The sequence below is a fragment of the Devosia ginsengisoli genome (assembly GCF_024707105.1).
Classification (GTDB): domain Bacteria; phylum Pseudomonadota; class Alphaproteobacteria; order Rhizobiales; family Devosiaceae; genus Devosia; species Devosia ginsengisoli_A.
This window is the reverse complement of record NZ_JANQAJ010000006.1, coordinates 445,221-464,051: the sequence shown is the minus strand read 5'-3', so window position 1 is coordinate 464,051 and position 18,831 is coordinate 445,221. Positions and strand designations below refer to the sequence as shown.

Below are 18,831 nucleotides of genomic sequence, written 5' to 3'. Positions count from 1 at the left end.
ATTACTTCTGCTCGCGGTCCTTGAGCGCGGCGCCCAGGATGTCGCCGAGCGAAGCGCCCGAATCCGACGAACCGTAATTGGCGACGGCTTCTTTTTCCTCGGCGATCTCAAGTGCCTTGATCGACAGTTGGATACGCTGGGTCTTGCGGTCGTACTGGGTGACGCGCGCATCGACCTTCTCGCCCTTGGAGAAACGCTCCGGGCGCTGGTCGTTGCGGTCGCGGCTCAGGTCCGCACGGCGGATGAAGGCGGTCATCTCGCTGTCGGCGATGCGGACTTCGATGCCCCCATCATTGACTTCGATGACGGTGCCGGTCACGACCGAACCCTTCTTGATGCCGCCTTCGGAGCCGGCCGTATCGGCAACTTCGCCGGTGGCGAGCTGCTTGATGCCAAGCGAGATGCGCTCCTTTTCGACGTCGACATCGAGGACCTTGGCCGAAACCATGTCACCGCGGTTGTAGTCTTCGAGCGCGATTTCGCCCGACTTCTGCCAGTCGAGGTCGGAGAGGTGAACCATGCCGTCCACATCGCCGTCGAGGCCGATGAACAGGCCGAATTCGGTCTTGTTCTTGACTTCGCCTTCGATGACCGAACCGACCGGGAACTTCTCGGCAAAGCTTTCCCACGGATTGGCCAGGGTCTGCTTGAGGCCGAGCGAGATGCGGCGCTTGTCCGGATCGACTTCCAGCACGACGACTTCGACTTCCTGCGAGGTCGAGACGATCTTGCCGGGATGGACGTTCTTCTTGGTCCAGCTCATTTCCGAGACGTGGATCAGGCCTTCGATGCCCGGCTCCAGTTCCACGAACGCACCATAGTCGGTGATGTTGGTGACGCGGCCGGTGAACTTGGCCTCGATCGGATACTTGGCTTCGATGCCTTCCCACGGATCGGCCTGCAGCTGCTTCATGCCGAGGCTGATGCGGTGGCTCTCGTGGTTGATGCGGACGATCTGGACCTTGATGGTCTCGCCGATCGTCAGCACTTCGGACGGATGGTTCACGCGGCGCCAGGCAATGTCGGTGACATGCAGCAGGCCGTCGATACCGCCCAGGTCAACGAACGCACCGTAATCGGTGATGTTCTTGACCACGCCATCGACCACCTGGCCCTCTTCGAGCTGCTGGACGATTTCCGAACGCTGTTCGGCGCGCGATTCCTCGAGAATGGCGCGGCGCGACACGACGATATTGCCGCGGCGCTTGTCCATCTTGAGGATCTGGAAGGGCTGCGGCACGTTCATGAGCGGCGCGATATCGCGGATCGGGCGGATATCGACCTGCGAACGCGGCAGGAACGCAATGGCGCCTTCGAGGTCGACGGTGAAACCGCCCTTGACCTGGTTGAAGATGGTGCCTTCAACGCGCTCATTGTTGTTGTACATTTCTTCGAGCTTGACCCAGCTCTCTTCGCGGCGAGCCTTCTCGCGCGACAGAACGGCTTCGCCCGCGGCATTCTCGACGCGGTCGACATAGACCTCGACGATCGAGCCGACGGTGATGGTGCCGTCACGGCCGGCCTGGCCGAATTCCTTGAGCGCGATACGGCCTTCGGTCTTGAGACCGACGTCGATGATCGCCAGATCCTTCTCGATGGCGACGACCGTACCCTTGACGACGGCGCCCTCTAGGGGCTCGTTGTCGACGAAGCTGTCCATCAGGAGGGCTTCAAAATCTTCTTTCGTCACAGTTTGCTGTGCCAAATATCATCTCCAATGCGCCGGTTGTTTGCGGTTGAAGACCGAAAGCCCGCCATTTCCAATGGAAATGCCGGCGCGCGAGCGCCCGATCAAACGTTGATTTGCGGTAGATTCCACTGGCCTCGCTGGATGAGTGCCGGGGCCTGATCACGCAAGGTTGGATTAGGACTGCTGCCCTGCCTTGCGCGCCATGGTCCCATCGACAATCGCGATGGCTGCGCGGAGTGCGGCCTCTATATCGAGAAGCGTCGTATCGAGCAAGTGCGCGTCGTCCGCTTTGTAGAAGCCGCCATTGGGATTTTGCATGTCACGCGCATCCCGCTCTTCTATCTGGTGATAGAGGGCGTAGCGGTCAACCACCTGGCCGCGTGCTTCGAGTTGACGGGCCCTGCGTTCCATGCGGGCCTTGCTGTCGGCCTGGATGAAGAGCTTCACATCGGCGTCGGGCGCGATGACCGTGCCGATATCGCGCCCGTCCACCACCGCGCCATCGGGCTGGAGCGCAAAGGCGCGCTGGAAGTCGAAAAGCGCCTTGCGGACCTCGGCGATGATAGCGACCTTGCTGGCCAGCACGCCGGTTTCCGCGGCAGTCAGGGCCTCGATATCCGTGAGATGGGCCGCATCGAGCGCTTTCGCGGCCGCGATGGCCCCGGCCTCGAAGTCGAGTCCTTCGGCCTTGCCGGCGACAGCCAGCCCGACCGCTCGATAGAGCAGGCCGGTATCGAGATAGGGCAGGCGGTAGTGGCGGGCCAGGCCCGAGGCCAGCGTGCCCTTGCCCGAAGCGGCGGGTCCATCCACTGCGATAATCATTCTAGCGCCCCTTCGCCGGTTCGAAGCGGGCCCCGGCCGCGGTCATGGCCTCGACAAAACCTGGAAAACTCGCGGCAATGGCGCTGGTATCGTCCAGCGTCACACGCTTCTGGCTGTTGAGGCCCAGCACCAGGAAGCTCATGGCGACACGGTGGTCGCCCTGGCTCAAGACCATGCCGCCACCCTCGACCTTGCCGATGCCGCCGATGGTGAGGTTGGTGTCGCCTTCGGCCACGGTCACCTTGCTCGCAGCGAGGCCGGCGGCGATAGCCGCAAGCCGGTCGCATTCCTGCTCCCGCAACTCGCCCAGGCCTTCGATCACGGTTTCGCCCTGCGCATAGGCAGCGGCGATAGCCAGCGCCGGAATATCGTCCAGCATGGTCGCGGCATGTTCGGCGCCGATGCGCATGCCCTTGAGGCGCGAAGAGCGAACCCGCAGGTCGGCCACATGCTCGCCGCCCGCCTCATGCTGGTTGAGAAACTGAATATCGCCGCCCATTTCGAGCAAAGTATCGATCAGGCCGGTACGGGCCGGATTGATCAGCACATTCTCGATCAAAAGGTCCGAACCCGGCACGATCAGCGCCGCGACCACCGGATAGGCGGCCGAGGACGGGTCGCCTGGAATCACCAGGTGGCGAGGCTGCAATTCGGCGAGCCCGTTGATGGTAATCGTCGCGCCACCGGCATCATCATTGACCACCGTTATGGCCGCGCCGAAATCGGCCAGCAGCTTTTCGGTATGGTCGCCCGTCGCCACTGGCTCGATAATGGTCGAGGTGCCGGCAATCTGTGCCGCGGCCAGCAGCAAGGCCGATTTGATCTGTTCGGATGGAGCGGTAATGACATGCCGCAAGGGCAGCGGCATTTTCGGTCCCTTGAGCGCCAGCGGAAGACGCCCATCCGCCGTTTCGCTCGCCACGGTGCCCAGTGGCGCCAGCGCGTCGAGCAGTGGCTGCATCGGCCGGCGCAGCAGCGTCGGCCCCCCGGTGAAGCGCGCGGTAAAATTATAGGGAGCGAGCAGCCCCATCAAAAGCCGCGCTCCGGTGCCCGAATTGCCCATATCGAGTGCCTTGCCCGGCGCCAGCAGTCCGCCGACGCCCAACCCATGCACGTGCCAGGCGGCGTCCCGCTGCTCGATGTGTGCGCCCAGCAGCCGCAAAGCGGCGGCGGTCGCCAGCACATCCTCGGCTTCTAGCAACCCTTCTATACTGGTGCGGCCCACTGCCAGCGCCCCCAGGATCAGCGCACGGTGCGATATGGCCTTGTCGCCGGGCGTGGCAAAGCGACCCGTCAACGGCGTCGCGCCATGGCTGGCCAGCGGCATGTGGCCGGGGCGATTCTCAGCGGTCTTTTTGGCGGGCTTTTCGGTCATGGGCGGAGCCGGCTTTAGCACGGCCCGGCGCGGCAAGGCCACCATCGCTTCGCCGCGGGAACCAGCTCTCCACATTTTCGGTTTGACAGGGGCGGGGTTTGCCCATAACCGGACTGACCAAACCGGGGCCAGAACCCCGCAAAAACCTTACGACCGAGAAACCTTACAGGAACATCGATGGCCAGTTCCGAACGCGGCACAAAACGCACCGATCCCGAGACGGGCAAGAAGTTCTACGACCTCAATCAGGACCCGATCGTCTCGCCCTATACCGGCAAGAGCTATCCGCGCTCCTATTTCGAGCAGGTTCTTTCCGGCAAGCCCTCTCCCGCCACCGCCCGCAAGGTGGATGACGAGGATGAAGAGGAAGTCGAAGAAGAGGTCGAGGACGTCGCAGCGCCCGAGATCGTCTCTCTTGAAGATGCCGACGCCGAGGAATCCGGCGACGAGGACATTCCTGATGTCGAGGACGTCGAGGTGGACGAAGAACTCGGCGACGACGAGGCCGATGTCTTCCTCGAAGAGGATGAAGACGAAGACGACGAACTCGGCTTCGATGTCGGTGGCGACGAAGACCGTTGATTTGAATAGCGTTTTTGGCCGGCTGACCCCGTCAGCCGGCTGAACAAAAAAGTGTCATTTAGGCACTTGCATGGGGACGGATCATCCAATAGGTTCCGCCTCGCTTCGGACGGGTTAGCCCCTCCGATACCCAATGGAATGGGGCCATAGCTCAGCTGGGAGAGCGCTTGCATGGCATGCAAGAGGTCAGCGGTTCGATCCCGCTTGGCTCCACCAATTCCTCCGACATTGTAGTTCAGCTCGACAGGCGCTCATAACGCCTGGCGGTTGCTCTCCGGCCGTTCCCGCGGCTAGGGTTCGACTTCCTACCCGCCATGCAGCAGGTCCTGTGTCTCCCGTTGAAGCCAGCATTGCGGCAATTGCCGACAAAATCCGCAGCAGCGACGGGCTGACAGCCGCCGGGCTGGTCGATCTGCTGGGCAGCACCTCCTATCCGCTGGTCATCCTGGTGCTGAGCATTCTCAACATGCTGCCCGGTCCGCCGGGCTATGGCGGCACGCTGGCCATCACCATCATCAGCGTTACCGTGGCCACCTTGCTGGGCCGGCCGCTGGGCCTCGGCGGCTGGATCGGTGAACGCATCTTGCCACCCCGGCTGCTCGATCGCATGATGGGGCAGATGCAATGGTTTGCCACGCTGGTGGCCAAGGTATCTCGACCCCGGCTGGCCATACTGACCGAAGCGCGGACCGAGCTGCCGACGGCGATTTTCATTCTGCTGGTGAGTCTGCCCATGGTGCTGCCCATTCCCTTCATCAATGCCGTGCCCAATACCGGTATTGCCGTGATCTGCGTGTCGCGCATCAATCATGACGGCCTGGGCGTTCTGCTGGGTGGGTTCATTGCCCTGCTGGGCCTAGTGATAGCAGTGGCCGGCATCTGGGGTGCTACCATGCTCGCTACCTCGATGATCGGCTGATGCAGGCCGCCCGGCTCAAGGCATTGCTCTGGCGACAGGTCGACCGCCTGTCGACCGGTGGCTGGTTGCTGGGCCTGTTATTCTTCGCCCTGGCGCTGACGCCCTCGCTGATTCCCCGGCATTTCGCCACGCAAGGCATTCTGTGCGGCTTCGCTTTTGCTGCCGGTTACGGCATTGGCGTGTTCCTGGAATGGCTGTGGGACTATCTCGAACTGAAATGGCCCAGCCCGAAACTAGCCACCTGGATCGGGCGAACAGTGGCGCTGGCCTGCCTGGTCCTTGCGATCATCTTCCTGTGGTTCTCCACCGGCTGGCAGAATTCGATCCGGGCCGAGATGGGCGTGGCCCCGGTCGAGGCGCGCCAGCCCTGGTTCGTTGCTGCCGTCGCAGTCCTGCCCGCAGCTTTGCTGATTGGACTGGGCACCCTCATCGTGCATGGCGTGCAACTGGTTTCGTCCTGGCTGCGGCGCATCATTCCGCGCCGCGTCGCCTTGGCCGGGGCCATGATTGCCATCGGCATCCTGACCTGGGCGGTGGCCCAGGGCGTGGTGGCGCGCGGCCTGCTCTATGCCGCCGATCGCTTCTACGGCAATCTCGATACCCTGGCCGGCCGCTATGCCGAAGCGCCGACCGATCCCTTGCGCTCGGGCAGCGCCGCCTCGCTGATCGATTGGGACACGATCGGGCTCGATGCACGCATCTATGTGCAGTCCGGCCCGACCGTGGACGAGATCGCCGCGATGACCGGGCGGCCGGCCGTCGAGCCGCTGCGGGTCTATGTTGGTTTGCGCTCGGCCGAAAGCGCCGAACAGCGCGCCACCCTGGCTCTGGCTGAAATGGATCGCGTCGGCGCCTTCGACCGCTCGGTCCTGGTCCTGGTCATGCCGGTGGGAACAGGCTGGGTGGAGCCGGCGGCCATCGACACGCTGGAATTCCTGCATGGCGGCGACGTCGCCAGCGTTGCGGTGCAATATTCGTACCTCACGAGCTGGCTGTCGTTGGTCTCCGAGCCCGATGTGGGCGTCGAGACCGCCAGGGCTCTGTTCAGCGCCGTCTACGAACGCTGGTCGGCGATGGACAAGGCGACACGGCCGCGCCTCTATCTGCATGGCCTCAGCCTGGGCGCCTATAGTTCGGCGGCCTCGAGCTCGATCTATGACATTCTCGGCGATCCTTTCGACGGAGCCTTGTTCGTCGGTACGCCTTTCGCCGCCGCGTCCTGGCGCAGCGCCACGGCCAATCGCGATCCCGGCTCGCCCTGGTGGCGGCCGGAAATAGGCGATGGATCGGCCGTGCGTTTTTCCAATGGAGACGGCGATCTTGCCGCCGATACACGTCACTGGGGTCCACTGCGCACCGTATTCCTGCAATATCCCAGCGATCCCATCGTCTTCTTCGAGCCCAGCATGCTGTGGCGCGCACCGGTCTGGTTCAGCGGGCCGCGCGGCAAGGGCGTCTCGCCTTTGCTCGACTGGTATCCGGTCGTCACCTTCCTGCAACTGGCGCTCGACATGGCCCTGGCCCAGACCGCTCCCATTGGCTTTGGCCACGTCTACGCCCCGCAGGATTATTTCGATGGCTGGGTTCAGGTCACCGGCAGCGACGGCCTGAGCGAAACCGAGCTTGCCGCATTGCGCGCACAACTGGTCCGGCATGGCGAGCGGCAGGTGATCGAGGGTGGCTGGTTCCGCAACGCGCCCGTCGATTGACGGCCTCCCTGCGCTGCGGCCATGCTCGCAGCCCGTCAGATTCGGACAAGACCTTGCCTAAAAAGCCCCTCGTCATCGACCAGACTCGTGCCCGACACCTGTGGATATCAGCGCAGAAGCTCGATAGCGCTGCGCCGTTCGGCCGTGGCTCTGCCGCCACATCAGCGGCCATTGCCCATCTTGGCTACGTGCAGATCGACACCATCAATGTCATCGAGCGCTGCCATCATCACATTCTTTTCTCGCGCATTCCCGCCTATCGCCGCGGCGATCTCGCCCAGGTCCAGTCATCGGACAAATCGGTGTTCGAATACTGGACCCATGCGCTGAGCTACGTGCCGACATCAGACCTGCCCTTCTTTGTGCCGGCCATGAAGCAGTATCGCGAAACGCCCAGCCGCTGGTTCGGCTCGGTGACGCCGGACGAAGTCAGCAAGATGCTGAAGCGCCTGCGCAAGGAAGGCCCGCTCTCCATCCGCGACATCGGCGACGATGAGCTGGTGGACAAGGATCATCCCTGGGCCAGCCGCAAGCCGAGCAAGCGCGTGCTCGAAATGATGTTCTTTCAGGGCCTGGTCACCGTGGGCGCGCGGCAGGGCATGGTCAAGACCTACGACCTGATGGCGCGCCATTTCGGGGTGGTGCCCAAAGCCGCGACATCCAGGCAGATCACCGCCTATCAGCTCGACCGCGCCCTGCGCAGTCAGGGCGTGGTGAGCCTTGATTCCATCTGCCACCTCGACGCGCCGAGCAAGAAGGCGGTCAAGGAGTTGATCGACAGCCGCGTCCGGCGGAAATTACTGGTTCCAGTGACCATAGAGGGCGCCGAGAAGGTCCAGCATTGGGCCACTCCAGAGGTGCTCGATGCCCCGGCCGATGAACCGCCCACTCTGGTGCATATCCTCTCGCCCTTCGATCCGCTGATCATCCAGCGCAAGCGGCTCAAGCTGTTTTTCGACTACGATCACCTGTTCGAAGCCTATCTGCCGGCGGCCAAGCGGAAGCTGGGCTATTTTGCACTGCCCATCCTCATGGGCGACCGCATCGTCGCCGCCTTCGATCTCAAGACCGACCGCGCCGGCAAAAAACTGCTGATCCAGCAGGCCACCTGGCTGGAGGATGTCGGGGCCGAGGGGCGGGCGGCCGTCGATGCGGCCCTGGGTCGTTTCGAGGCGTTTCAGCTGGGGGAGTGAACCACTTCGGCGTTCCCCGCCTTTCCAAACCATTGCCGCGCGCGCTAAAAGCCTTGCCGCGAAGTGGGGACCACCTATGGCGACTTATACCGATATTGCCCGGCGGGTGTATAACCACACCTGGAAGCTCGATCCGATCGTGCGGAGCCTGCTCGATACCGATTTCTACAAGCTGCTGATGCTGCAGATGATCTGGGGGCTCTACCCCAGGGTGTCAGCCACCTTCTCGCTGATCAACCGCACGAAGTCGGTCCGCCTGGCCGACGAGATCGACATCGAGGAATTGCGCGCCCAGCTCGACCATGCCCGCACGCTCCGCTTCACCAAGAAGGAGATGATCTGGCTGGCCGGTAACAGTTTTTACGGCAGCAAGCAGATTTTCGAGCCCGATTTCCTCAAATGGCTGGAAGATTTCCGCCTGCCCGAATACCGGCTGGAAAAGCAGGACGGCCAGTTCGTGCTCGAATTCCCCGGCCTGTGGCTCGAAACCACGATGTGGGAAATCCCGGCCCTCGCCATTATCAACGAGCTGCGCTCCCGCGCCGCCATGAAGCATTACGGGCCTTTCACGCTCGATGTGCTCTATGCCCGGGCCAAGGCGCGGATGTGGGAAAAGGTCGAGCGCCTGCAGAAGCTCCCCGATCTCAAGATTTCCGATTTCGGCACGCGCCGCCGTCACTCGTTCCTGTGGCAGCGCTGGTGCGTCGAGGCGCTCAAGGAAGGCATTGGCGAGGCCTTTACCGGCACGTCCAACGTCAAGCTCGCCATGGACAATGACCTCGAAGCCCTAGGCACCAATGCCCATGAACTGCCCATGGTACTGGCCGCTTTGGCGAAAACCGACGAGGCGCTGCTCGCCGCGCCCTATCAGGTGCTGCAGGATTGGGAGAGCTATTACGGCGGCAATCTCAAGATCGTGCTGCCCGATGCCTTTGGCACCGACAGCTTCCTGCGCAACGCGCCCGACTGGGTGGCCGACTGGACCGGCTTCCGCCCCGACTCCGCCCCGGCCATTGAAGGCGGCGAGCGCATCATCGCCTGGTGGCAGGAACGCGGCCGCGACCCGCGCGAAAAGCTGCTGATCTTCTCCGACGGGCTCGATGTCGACATGATCGAGGAAGCCTATCTGCATTTCGACGGCAAGGTGCGCATGGCCTTCGGCTGGGGCACCAATCTCACCAACGATTTCGAGGGTTGTGCGCCCGACGGGCCCAACCCACGACTCGATCCCATCTCCATCGTTGCCAAGGTCAGCGAGGCCGATGGGCATCCGGCGGTCAAGCTGAGTGACAATCCGGCCAAGGCCACCGGTACGCCGGAAGAAATTGCCCGCTATATCCGCATCTTCGGCGATGCCGGACGGGTGGAGCATCCCGTAAAGGTCTGACACCGAACCGAAAAGGTCGCAGCGGTTTCGGGTTGAATCCGAGACACAATCAAATAACTAAGGGCGCGACCTGATTCATCGGGTCGTCCAGCGCTCCAGGGAACTCCATGCGGGTTCCAGCATTACCGGCTGTGGAGAACCTTTGGCCTCAGACGGGTGTTAACGTCTTGGGAACCATGCCGGACTAGCGTTCCACAGGGGGCTCCGACAGGGGCCGGTATGACTTTGCAGCTCATCGATATCACCGTCCGCGACAAGCAGGCGCATCCACGCCTTGCTGGCCGCATTACCGGGCACGTCCGGGCGGTGCTGGTGGAAACCATGGATGCCCAGGAGCAGACTCACGAATTGATCATCCCGGTCTGGACCGACGTGCTGGACGGCACCAGCGACGCCGATATCGACATGGCGCTCATGGTCAAGGCCGCCGACATCGTCTCCAGGCTCAAGGCCAACCTGAACCCAGCGCCGTCCTAGCGGTTCGTGAAATCCTTGATGAAGGTCCGCTGTTCGCTGGAAAGGCCGCCGGTGCGGCGCTGCGGCAAGGCCGCCTTCGCCTTGGGCTCGACCGCGACATGGCGATATTTGGGGGCATGGGCGTAGTAGCGTGCGGCGCGCTGCAATTCGGCTTCGGCGCGCAGGCGCTTCTCATCGCGGATGAACCAGATGATCGTCGCGATGACGATCGCCCACATTGCCAGCAATTCCCAAGCCATGGCCGCCTCCGGTTACCGGATCGGTGATAGCTAATGAAACCTTAACCGCCAAATGGAAGCCGGCATTAGGATTACCGGCTAAAGTTTTATCGATCAGCCCGCTGCCACCGGCAGTTTCTGGCCGCGATTGAGTGCCACCAGCATGGCGCGCACGTCGTTTTCGGCGGCCTTGGTCACCAGCTTCCGATTATCGGTATCGCGTAGCGGGCGCGGTGTGCCGAAGGCGATGGTCACGTCCTTGACCGGGCCGGCCAGGATTTCCCTGATATTCTGCTTGACCGACTTGGACTTGATCCACGCGATCAGCGACCGCTCCGTGCGCCCCACCGGCAGGCCCTGCAGCCGCGTATAGGCGATGGTCAGCGGCTGGATCATCACATCGTCGGCGCCGGCTTCGATCATGGCATGCTGCGCCGCGCCCACCAGCGCCGAGCGGAACGGCAGGACATGCGTGCCGATATCCGACTGGCCCTCGGCAAACAGCAGAACCGCATTGCCTCCCGCCATATGCGCACCCATTTCCTGGGCGGTGCGGCCAGCGTCGGACCGGCGTGTCCGGTCGACGAAAATGGTTTTCTGTAACCGCGCCATCATGCCGACGAAGAACCATTCCCCCACTTCGCGCTTGGCGACGAAGGTCACCTCGGCCACCGAGCCTACGGCGATGATGTCGGTCCACGAAATATGGTTGGACACCAGCAATGTCGGCCGTCCGGTCGCCGGCTGGCCTATGACAGTGACCCGCATGCCGAGGAAAATGCAGCCCACCCGGTGGAAGAAGCGCGGCAGTACGCCCCAGAATGGCAGTTTCAGCGCATTGATCAGGGCCTGTGCCGGAATGATGACGATCATCACCGGCACCAGCACGAAGATGAAGAACAGGACGCGGAAGATCATTTTTTGTGTCTGTCGGAGCCTTCGATTGGGACCGCATAGAGTTCGAGCCGGTGGTCGACCAGCCGGTAGCCCAGCCGCTTGGCGATGACCTCCTGGATCGCCTCGATTTCCTCGTTGCGGAACTCGATGACGGTGCCGCTTCTGATATCGATCAGGTGGTCGTGGTGTTCGTCCGGGATCAGCTCGAACCGGGCGCGGCCATCCTTGAAATCATGCTTGGTCACCAGCCCCGCTTCCTCGAAGAGGTTCACGGTGCGGTAAACGGTCGAGAGCGAGATGCGCTCATCCACCGCTGAGGCGCGCCGATAGAGCTCCTCGACATCGGGGTGGTCGTCGGCCTGCTCGATGACGCGGGCGATGACGCGCCGCTGGTCGGTCATGCGCATGCCCTTGGAGACGCAGGCTTCTTCCAGCGTCGGATCAGTCTGGCTTTTGCTCACGCGCGGCTCCTAACCTCTCCATCCTGGTCGACCGGGTTACCCAAGATCGCGCGCCATGACAAGCGCGGTCGCCTGCGACCCGTCGGGCTTGGGATAATAGCCCTTGCGAACAGAAATGACAGCAAAGCCCTCGCGCTGGTAGAGCTTGATGGCGGCCGTATTCTCCTCGCTGACTTCGAGGAACATGCGTCTTGCCGGTGTCAGCAGCAGGTCGTCGAACACCGCCTTCATCAGCGCCTGTCCGATGCGCTTGCCGCGCCATTTCGGATCGACCGCGATGGTCAAAAGCTCGGCCTCGTCCGCCACCACGCGGATCAATGCGAAGCCGGCAATGCGCCGTCTTGCGTCGCAGGCGATATAGACCGGCGTATTGGCATCACCCAGGAAACTCTCGAACTCGCCCACCGGCCAGCCGCGATAAAATCCCGACGCATGGATGCGCGCCAGCTCGCGCGCATCACCCATCTTGCCCGGCTCGATATGCAGTCCGGCCGGGGCCATCCACAGCTTGATCATGAATGCTGCCTCTCGATCCGCGCTGCCGTCTGCGGCTTGGCATCGGCATCGCGGATATAGTTCGGCTCGGGCGGATTGCCAGAGGGGTCGAGCGTCGCGCCCAGACGGACGAGGGCGGCGATATCGACGAAGGGGGATTCGATGAGAGTCGTTCCGGGCACGATCGCCGCCTGCGCGATGGCCATCGGCAGCAGATCGCCTTGTGTCAGCGGCTGGGCCGGCCCCGCAAAACTCTGGAAATAGGCCTCGCCCCGCCGCGCGTCGAGCAGCACGGTCGACGGACCCTCCGCGCCCAGCGACAGCGCCACCAGGCTCGATACTCCGACTACCGGTATCCCCCGCGCCAGCCCGATTCCCCGTGCGGCACTGAGCCCTATCCTGAGCCCGGTGAACGAACCCGGCCCGGTCGTCGTCACCACCCGCCCCAGATCGGCATAATCGACCCCGTTGCGCCCCAGCAGATCGGCGATCCGCCCGAAGATCAATTCGGCATGGCCGGTGGCAATCTCGTCCACCGAAATAGCGACGCGCCCATCCGCCAGCAACAGCCCCAGTTGCAGGCGCGGCGCGGCAGTATCGATGGCGAGGGTAACAGGGGTCGGTGACATGGGCATCGCTCTAGACCGGCACGAAAGCGGAGTCGAGCCCGCCATCTCGCCACGCCCGCCTTGACGCCTCCCGCCGTCACGGCGACTTTGCCGCCCATGCTTCCTGATTCGCCGACAGCGCCACGATGACCTGGCTGGCCGAAACCGCCATGCTGAGTCATGGCTGGCGTCGCTTCGGGCTGCTGCTGCTCGCCGGGGCGCTTGCCGGCCTCTCGATTCCGCCGCTCTTCGTCGTGCCGGCTCTGTTCGTCGCCTTCCCCATCTGGGTCTGGTGCCTCGATGGCGCGGAAAGGCAGCGCGGCTGGCGCCGTATCCTGGGGCCGGCCTTCAATATCGGCTTTGCCTTCGGTTGGGGCTATTTCACCGTCGCTTTCCATTGGCTGGGCGCCGCCTTCTTCGTCGATGGCGGCATCATGCTGGTGCTTATGCCACCAGCCATCCTGGCTCTGGCGGCGCTCATCGCCTTTTTCTGGGGCGTTGCCTCAGCACTGGCCCATCTGTTCTGGAGCCACGGACCCTGGCGCATCGTCACGCTCGCCACCTTCCTCACCATGGCCGAATGGGCGCGCGGCCACGTGCTGACCGGCTTCCCATTCGACCTGCTTGGCTATGCGCTGACCCCGACCGACGAGATGATGCAGATCACAGCAGTAATCGGCGTTTATGGCCTGACCCTGGTGGCGGCCCTGATTGCCATGACGCCGGCTTTGATCTGGCCTGCCGATGGCCGCAGCCTCAGCCGACGGCTCCTGCCGTTTTTCATCGCGATCGGGGTCATCGCCGCCCAGCTCGGCTATGGCCACAATCGCCTGACCGGCACGGTCGCCACCGAACGATCAGATATCGCTCTGCGCCTTGTGCAGCCTTTGGTCTACGAACATACCGATTTCGGCAATGTCGATCCCGTCGCGCTGATCGACCGTCTGTTGATGCTGTCAGACATGCGCATGGACCCGACCGATCAAGGCCTGGCCGATATCACCCATCTGGTCTGGCCAGAATCGTCGCTGCCCTTCTTCCTCGCCACCTATCCCGAAGCTCTGGCCCGCATCGCCCGGCTCCTGCCCGATGGCGCCACCCTGCTCACCGGCGCGCCGCGCCAGCAGTACGAGCCCGGCGCCACCGAGCCGTCCGGCCCGCCCTATAATTCGGTCTTGGCCATCGACACCAATGGCGAGGTCATCGCCTCCTACGACAAGTCCCACCTCGTGCCCTTCGGCGAATTCCTGCCCTTCGGCGCCTTCTTTGCGCAGTTCGGCGTCAAGCAGTTCGTGCCCGGCACCGAGGGTTGGGCACATGGCGATGCCCGCCGCCGGCTGATGAGCCTGCCCGCCACCCCGCCTTTCCTGACGCTGATCTGCTACGAAATCCTGTTTTCCGGAGATCTGGGCGACACCGCGGGAGCGCAGTTCCTCTTCAACATCACCAATGACGCCTGGTTCGATGGCTCCATCGGCCCGGCCCAGCATGCCCATCATGCGCGCGTGCGTGCGGTGGAAGAAGGCATGAGCCTCATCCGGGCGGCCAATTCCGGCCTCACCTTCGCCACCGATCCGCTGGGCCGGATCACCGCTGAAATCGCTCCGCAACAGATGGCGGCGCTCGATGTGCGCCCGCATGAGCGGCTGGCCGCGACAGTCTTTTCCCAGCTCCGCTATTGGCCTTTGCTCATCGCCCTGGTCGCGGGCCTGCTGATATCGGTCGTGGCGGCGCGCAGCGGTCGGCGCAGGCGCATCTAACCATCGCCTTCCCAACGCCCTCTTGCTGTGCCAAGAGGAATGGGACCCAATTGGACGAACCAGCCATGACCACCCGACTGCACCGCGGCGATCTGCCCGACCTTTCCCGCTATGGCCGCGAAGTGGCTGTTGATACCGAGACCATGGGGCTTGATCCGCATCGCGACCGCCTTTGCGTCGTCCAGCTCTCGCCGGGCGACGGCAGCGCCGATGTCGTGCAGATTCCCCAGGATGCCAGCGAGGCCCCCAATCTCGTCAAGCTTCTGGGCGATCCCAACGTCACCAAGATTTTCCACTATGCCCGCTTCGACGTCGCCGTGCTCAAGAACCGCTTCGGCGTGGTGACCGGCCCGATCTACTGCACCAAGATCGCGTCCAAGCTGGTCCGCACCTATACCGACCGCCACGGCCTCAAGGACCTGGTACGCGAGCTGCTCAATGTCGACCTTTCCAAGCAGCAGCAGAGTTCGGACTGGGGCGGCGAAAAGCTCACCGATGCCCAGCTCGATTATGCCGCGTCCGACGTGCTCTACCTGCACGACCTCAAGCGTCATCTCGATCGCATGCTGAAGCGCGAAGGCCGCATGGACTTGGCTCAGTCCTGCTTCGATTTCCTCAAGACGCGCTGCGAGCTGGACCTGCTGGGCTGGGACGAAACCGATATCTTCGCCCATAGCTGAAAGCGCGGGACGCATGAACCTGCAGGCAGATGCGACAGAGCGGCTGGCAATCTACCGGGGCCTCCAGTCCCGCAATCGCCTCGTCGCCATCCTGCGGGTCGGCGTCCCGGCCCTCGGTGTGGTCGCGCTTGCCGCGCTGATGCTGCAGATTTACGTATCGAGCCGCACCAGCCGCTTCGGCGTCGGCCAGATCGTGGTGTCTTCCGACAGTGTGACGGTGGAAACGCCCGAATATTCCGGCCTGCTCGATGATGGCACGGCCTATCGCGTTTCGGCCATCGCGGCCCAGGCCGCCGTTGACGCGACCGACCGCATCGCGCTCAGCGAGGCCGCGCTGACCATGCTCAAGCCCGATGGCGTGACGATCCAGGTCGATGCCCGCGCCGCCCTCCTCGACACCACCAATCAGGTGGTCGAGATCGCCGGCGTGGCCGAAGTCAGCAATTCGCTGGGCACCACCGGCCTGCTGCGCAATTCGATCTTCGACTATGAGCGGCAACAGCTCACCGGCAACGGCCCGGTCAGCATCGATTATGAAGATGGCACCGAATTGGAGGCCGAAGGCCTAACCTATGATGCCACCACCATGGTCTGGACATTCACCCGTGCCACCGTCACCCTGCCCGATACGCCCGGAACCAGCGAACCCGCAATGGAAAGCCCATGATCAAGCGCCTCTTTCTGGCCGTTGCACTGGCCATCCTCGCTCATCCGGCGCTCGCCCAGCAGCAGGTCCAGATCACGGCCGATCTGTTCACGGTTGATGAGAATACAAGGGAATCCGTGTTCACCGGCAATGTGGTGGTGATCCATCCCAATGTGAAAGTCTGGGCCGAAAAGGTTGTCGCCGTCTATGGCGAGGCCGGCCCCAGTGACGTCGAAAGCTTTGTCGCCTCTGGCTCGGTGCGGTTGGAAACCGACGAACAGGACGCGACCGGCGACCAGGCTGTGTTCACCCCCGGCGACCAGTTGCTCCGCCTCACCGGCAATGTGAAGGTGATCAATGCCAGCGGCACCATCGATGCGGGGGAGCTGGTGGTCAATCTCGCCACCAACGTCTCCACCTTCACCAATACCGGCAGCGGCGGCCGCGTCACCGGGGTCTTCACCTCGCAATGAGTGACGCTTCGGGCAAACCGCGCATCGACCAGACCGGCTGGCTGGTGGCCCATGGCCTGGCCAAGAGCTTCGGCAAGCGCATCGTGGTGCGCGATGTCTCCATTGCCGTGCGCCGTGGCGAGGCCGTCGGCCTGCTCGGCCCCAATGGCGCCGGCAAGACCACCGTCTTCACCATGATCATGGGGCTGGTGAAGCCCGATGCAGGCTCCATCAGCCTCGATGGCCATGTCATCACCCGCCTGCCGCTGTTCCAGCGTGGGCAGCTCGGTATCGGCTACCTCCCGCAGGAACCCTCCATCTTCCGTGGCCTCACGGTGCGCGGCAATATCCTGGCGGTGCTGGAAAACCACGTGAAGGGCAAGGCCGAGCGCCAGGCGCGGCTCGCTGCCCTGCTCGATGAATTCTCCATTGGCCATCTCGCCAATTCCAACGCGCTGGCTTTGTCCGGCGGCGAGCGGCGCCGCGTCGAGATCGCGCGGGCGCTGGCCGCCGATCCGGCCTTCATGCTGCTCGACGAACCCTTTGCCGGTGTCGATCCCATCGCCGTCAACGAGGTCAAGGGCCTGGTGCGCCAGCTCACCCGCCGCGGCATCGGCGTGCTCATCACCGACCATGCCGTGCGTGAAACGCTGGGACTGGTCGACCGCGCCTATGTCATCCATGGCGGCAAGGTGATGATCCAGGGGCGCCCGGAAACCATCAGCGCCGACCCCGATGCGCGCCGCGTCTATCTCGGCGAGGGCTTCGAACTCTAGGTCACGAAACCGTGTCCAAACTTGGCACGGAACTTGCCCTTCGGCTTGCCCGCTGCCCATAAATCAGTCATGGTCCCGCCGAAAGCCGCCGGAAACGGCACGACTATCCGCCAAGGGTCTTGATTGAATGGCACTTTCGCCGCGTCTTGAATTCCGCCAGGCCCAGAGTCTGACGCTGACGCCGCAACTGATGCAGTCGATCCGGCTGTTGCAGCTCAGCCATCTCGAACTCAACGACTTCGTCGATGCCGAATTGCTGCGCAACCCCCTGCTGGAGCGCGAGGACGGCAGCGAGCCCGGCGATGCCGAGCCGGCTGAAATCCCCGAACGCTCCACCGAAATCAGTGCCTATGAGGACACGGTGGATCGTGGCGAACGCATCCAGGACGCCACGTCCATCGCCGATGGCTACGATACTGCGGTCGAGAACGTCTTTCCCGACCAAAGCGCGCAGGATCAGCTCAATCCGCAAAGCCGGCTCGATCGCAATGGCGCCAGCGAAGGTGGCGAAGCCCCCGATATCGACCAGTTCGTCGCTGCCCGGCCGCTGCTGAGCGAACATCTGGAGGCGCAGGCCAATATGCTGCTGCGCACCGCCGCTGACCGGCTGATCGCCCGCCACCTCATCGATGGCCTCAACGAGGCCGGCTATCTCACGGCAGATCTCGATGCTCTGGCCATACAACTCGGCTGCGAGCGCGCCGATATCGAAGCCGTGCTCGAAGCCTTGCAGGGCTCCGATCCCGTCGGGGTCTTTGCCCGTTCGGTGCCCGAATGCCTCGCCATCCAGCTCAGGGACAGGGATCGTCTCGATCCGATGATGCAGGCTCTGCTCGACAATATCGGCCTCCTGGCCGAGCACGATATGGCCGGGCTGATGCGATCGGTCGGCTGCGATCGCGAAGACTTGATGGACATGCTGGCCGAAATCCGCCAGCTCGATCCCAAGCCGGGTCTGGCTTTCGACAGCGGCCCGGTCGAATCGGTCGTGCCCGACGTTTTCGTGCGCCGCGGCCCCGATGGCGCCTGGCAGATCGAACTCAACAGCGAAGTCCTGCCGCGCGTGCTGGTCAACCGCGTCTACTATGCCACGGTCACCAGAAAGACCCGCGATCCGGCCGAAAAAACCTTCCTCTCCGATTGTCTGGCTACCGCCAACTGGCTCACCAAGAGCCTCGACCAGCGGGCGCAGACCATCCTCAAGGTCGCCGCCGAAATCGTGCGCCAGCAGGATGGCTTCCTCACCCACGGCATCGCCCATCTCAAGCCCATGACGCTCAAGATGGTGGCTGAAACCATCGATATGCATGAATCGACCGTGAGCCGCGTCACCTCCAACAAATATATGGCGACGCCCCGCGGCCTCTACGAAATGAAATATTTCTTCACCACCGCCATCGCCTCCAGCGATGGTGGCGGCGATCATTCGGCCGAAGCGGTGCGCCACCGCATACGGCAGCTCATCGATGCCGAAGTGTTGAGCAACATCCTCTCCGACGACACCATCGCCGAAATGCTCAAGAAAGAGCAGGGCATCGACGTCGCTCGGCGCACCGTCGCCAAATACCGCGAGGGCATGAACATCCCCCTCCTCGGTCATGCGCCGGCGGCAGAAGAAAAATCTGGAACAGGTGGGCTGAGTTAGCGCCACGAGGGTGTGGCAAGATGCAAATCACCGCCCTCC

General features: G+C 63.3%; 19 protein-coding genes, 1 tRNA gene and 1 pseudogene. 13 read left to right on the top strand and 8 right to left on the bottom strand.

Annotated features, from left to right (window positions below; all coding sequences use genetic code 11):
- Nucleotide 1: 1 nt before the first annotated feature.
- The 3 genes from rpsA to aroA all read right to left on the bottom strand — a co-directional run bounded on the left by rpsA (nt 2) and on the right by aroA (nt 3,887).
- A complete protein-coding gene (gene rpsA, locus NVV79_RS05975; protein WP_303987170.1) occupies nt 2–1,705 on the bottom strand; it encodes a 30S ribosomal protein S1 in 1,704 nt (567 codons plus the stop codon).
- A 159-nt stretch (nt 1,706–1,864) separates the two neighbouring features.
- Nucleotides 1,865–2,512: a d(CMP) kinase gene (locus tag NVV79_RS05970; RefSeq protein ID WP_303987169.1), complete on the bottom strand. Its 648-nt coding sequence runs from the start codon at nt 2,510–2,512 to the stop codon at nt 1,865–1,867.
- Nucleotide 2,513: 1 nt separating this feature from the next.
- Nucleotides 2,514–3,887 (bottom strand): 3-phosphoshikimate 1-carboxyvinyltransferase, encoded by a 1,374-nt coding sequence (gene aroA, locus NVV79_RS05965; protein ID WP_303987167.1) that lies wholly within the window; start codon nt 3,885–3,887, stop codon nt 2,514–2,516.
- A 177-nt stretch (nt 3,888–4,064) separates the two neighbouring features.
- On the opposite strand from aroA, the gene NVV79_RS05960 reads away from it, so the two are divergent.
- From NVV79_RS05960 to NVV79_RS05930, 7 genes are all read left to right on the top strand, one after another.
- Entirely contained in the window at nt 4,065–4,469 is a 405-nt protein-coding gene (locus NVV79_RS05960) for a TIGR02300 family protein (RefSeq protein WP_303987166.1), read from the top strand.
- A gap of 140 nt (nt 4,470–4,609) precedes the next feature.
- Nucleotides 4,610–4,685, top strand: a tRNA-Ala gene (locus NVV79_RS05955).
- A 112-nt stretch (nt 4,686–4,797) separates the two neighbouring features.
- Entirely contained in the window at nt 4,798–5,388 is a 591-nt protein-coding gene (locus NVV79_RS05950) for an exopolysaccharide biosynthesis protein (protein ID WP_303987164.1), read from the top strand.
- Entirely contained in the window at nt 5,388–7,097 is a 1,710-nt protein-coding gene (locus tag NVV79_RS05945; RefSeq protein WP_303987162.1) for an alpha/beta-hydrolase family protein, read from the top strand. Before NVV79_RS05950 ends, NVV79_RS05945 begins: the two co-directional genes overlap by 1 nt.
- Before the next feature lie 53 nt (nt 7,098–7,150).
- Complete coding sequence (locus NVV79_RS05940; protein WP_303987160.1) at nt 7,151–8,290, top strand: winged helix-turn-helix domain-containing protein; 1,140 nt, start codon at nt 7,151–7,153, stop codon at nt 8,288–8,290.
- A gap of 76 nt (nt 8,291–8,366) precedes the next feature.
- On the top strand, nt 8,367–9,677 hold the full coding sequence (gene pncB, locus NVV79_RS05935; RefSeq protein ID WP_303987158.1) for a nicotinate phosphoribosyltransferase: 1,311 nt from the start codon (nt 8,367–8,369) through the stop codon (nt 9,675–9,677).
- Nucleotides 9,678–9,896: 219 nt separating this feature from the next.
- A complete protein-coding gene (locus NVV79_RS05930; protein WP_303987157.1) occupies nt 9,897–10,154 on the top strand; it encodes a hypothetical protein in 258 nt (85 codons plus the stop codon).
- Here the strand turns inward: NVV79_RS05930 and NVV79_RS05925 are convergent.
- The 5 genes from NVV79_RS05925 to tsaB form a co-directional block, all read right to left on the bottom strand.
- Nucleotides 10,151–10,393: a hypothetical protein gene (locus tag NVV79_RS05925; RefSeq protein ID WP_303987155.1), complete on the bottom strand. Its 243-nt coding sequence runs from the start codon at nt 10,391–10,393 to the stop codon at nt 10,151–10,153. The genes NVV79_RS05930 and NVV79_RS05925 overlap by 4 nt on opposite strands.
- Before the next feature lie 93 nt (nt 10,394–10,486).
- Complete coding sequence (locus tag NVV79_RS05920; protein WP_303987153.1) at nt 10,487–11,290, bottom strand: 1-acyl-sn-glycerol-3-phosphate acyltransferase; 804 nt, start codon at nt 11,288–11,290, stop codon at nt 10,487–10,489.
- Nucleotides 11,287–11,676 (bottom strand): Fur family transcriptional regulator, encoded by a 390-nt coding sequence (locus NVV79_RS05915; protein WP_303988332.1) that lies wholly within the window; start codon nt 11,674–11,676, stop codon nt 11,287–11,289. Before NVV79_RS05915 ends, NVV79_RS05920 begins: the two co-directional genes overlap by 4 nt.
- A gap of 90 nt (nt 11,677–11,766) precedes the next feature.
- Nucleotides 11,767–12,246 (bottom strand): ribosomal protein S18-alanine N-acetyltransferase, encoded by a 480-nt coding sequence (rimI, locus tag NVV79_RS05910; RefSeq protein WP_303987152.1) that lies wholly within the window; start codon nt 12,244–12,246, stop codon nt 11,767–11,769.
- Nucleotides 12,243–12,854: a tRNA (adenosine(37)-N6)-threonylcarbamoyltransferase complex dimerization subunit type 1 TsaB gene (gene tsaB / locus NVV79_RS05905; RefSeq protein WP_303987150.1), complete on the bottom strand. Its 612-nt coding sequence runs from the start codon at nt 12,852–12,854 to the stop codon at nt 12,243–12,245. The genes rimI and tsaB overlap by 4 nt, the downstream gene beginning before the upstream one ends.
- A 125-nt stretch (nt 12,855–12,979) precedes the next feature.
- Here tsaB and lnt point away from each other — a divergent pair, with 125 nt between their 5' ends.
- From lnt to rpoN, 6 genes and pseudogenes are all read left to right on the top strand, one after another.
- Nucleotides 12,980–14,593 (top strand): apolipoprotein N-acyltransferase, encoded by a 1,614-nt coding sequence (gene lnt, locus NVV79_RS05900; RefSeq protein ID WP_303987147.1) that lies wholly within the window; start codon nt 12,980–12,982, stop codon nt 14,591–14,593.
- Between the two features lie 65 nt (nt 14,594–14,658).
- Complete coding sequence (locus NVV79_RS05895) at nt 14,659–15,273, top strand: ribonuclease D (protein WP_303987145.1); 615 nt, start codon at nt 14,659–14,661, stop codon at nt 15,271–15,273.
- Nucleotides 15,274–15,286: 13 nt separating this feature from the next.
- Nucleotides 15,287–15,940: a hypothetical protein gene (locus NVV79_RS05890; RefSeq protein ID WP_303987144.1), complete on the top strand. Its 654-nt coding sequence runs from the start codon at nt 15,287–15,289 to the stop codon at nt 15,938–15,940.
- Nucleotides 15,937–16,392 carry an LptA/OstA family protein gene (locus NVV79_RS05885; RefSeq protein ID WP_303987142.1) on the top strand — a complete coding sequence of 152 codons (456 nt, stop codon included), beginning with the start codon at nt 15,937–15,939 and terminating at the stop codon, nt 16,390–16,392. The genes NVV79_RS05890 and NVV79_RS05885 overlap by 4 nt, the downstream gene beginning before the upstream one ends.
- A 5-nt stretch (nt 16,393–16,397) precedes the next feature.
- A pseudogene (lptB, locus tag NVV79_RS05880) lies at nt 16,398–17,147 on the top strand (LPS export ABC transporter ATP-binding protein); the annotation flags it as partial.
- A 127-nt stretch (nt 17,148–17,274) separates the two neighbouring features.
- Complete coding sequence (rpoN, locus tag NVV79_RS05875; RefSeq protein ID WP_303987140.1) at nt 17,275–18,792, top strand: RNA polymerase factor sigma-54; 1,518 nt, start codon at nt 17,275–17,277, stop codon at nt 18,790–18,792.
- Nucleotides 18,793–18,831: the final 39 nt, after the last annotated feature.

What these genes read in the sequence shown, in the direction of transcription:
- NVV79_RS05960 (WP_303987166.1), top strand. Translation starts at nt 4,065, where the DNA reads ATGGCCAGTTCCGAACGCGGCACAAAACGCACCGATCCCGAGACGGGC.
- NVV79_RS05885 (WP_303987142.1), top strand. Translation starts at nt 15,937, where the DNA reads ATGATCAAGCGCCTCTTTCTGGCCGTTGCACTGGCCATCCTCGCTCAT.
- NVV79_RS05945 (WP_303987162.1), top strand. Translation starts at nt 5,388, where the DNA reads ATGCAGGCCGCCCGGCTCAAGGCATTGCTCTGGCGACAGGTCGACCGC.
- NVV79_RS05895 (WP_303987145.1), top strand. Translation starts at nt 14,659, where the DNA reads ATGACCACCCGACTGCACCGCGGCGATCTGCCCGACCTTTCCCGCTAT.
- rimI (WP_303987152.1), bottom strand. Translation starts at nt 12,246, where the DNA reads ATGATCAAGCTGTGGATGGCCCCGGCCGGACTGCATATCGAGCCGGGC.
- NVV79_RS05890 (WP_303987144.1), top strand. Translation starts at nt 15,287, where the DNA reads ATGAACCTGCAGGCAGATGCGACAGAGCGGCTGGCAATCTACCGGGGC.
- tsaB (WP_303987150.1), bottom strand. Translation starts at nt 12,854, where the DNA reads ATGTCACCGACCCCTGTTACCCTCGCCATCGATACTGCCGCGCCGCGC.
- NVV79_RS05930 (WP_303987157.1), top strand. Translation starts at nt 9,897, where the DNA reads ATGACTTTGCAGCTCATCGATATCACCGTCCGCGACAAGCAGGCGCAT.
- NVV79_RS05915 (WP_303988332.1), bottom strand. Translation starts at nt 11,676, where the DNA reads ATGCGCATGACCGACCAGCGGCGCGTCATCGCCCGCGTCATCGAGCAG.
- NVV79_RS05970 (WP_303987169.1), bottom strand. Translation starts at nt 2,512, where the DNA reads ATGATTATCGCAGTGGATGGACCCGCCGCTTCGGGCAAGGGCACGCTG.
- NVV79_RS05925 (WP_303987155.1), bottom strand. Translation starts at nt 10,393, where the DNA reads ATGGCTTGGGAATTGCTGGCAATGTGGGCGATCGTCATCGCGACGATC.
- pncB (WP_303987158.1), top strand. Translation starts at nt 8,367, where the DNA reads ATGGCGACTTATACCGATATTGCCCGGCGGGTGTATAACCACACCTGG.
- NVV79_RS05920 (WP_303987153.1), bottom strand. Translation starts at nt 11,290, where the DNA reads ATGATCTTCCGCGTCCTGTTCTTCATCTTCGTGCTGGTGCCGGTGATG.
- aroA (WP_303987167.1), bottom strand. Translation starts at nt 3,887, where the DNA reads ATGACCGAAAAGCCCGCCAAAAAGACCGCTGAGAATCGCCCCGGCCAC.
- rpoN (WP_303987140.1), top strand. Translation starts at nt 17,275, where the DNA reads ATGGCACTTTCGCCGCGTCTTGAATTCCGCCAGGCCCAGAGTCTGACG.
- lnt (WP_303987147.1), top strand. Translation starts at nt 12,980, where the DNA reads ATGACCTGGCTGGCCGAAACCGCCATGCTGAGTCATGGCTGGCGTCGC.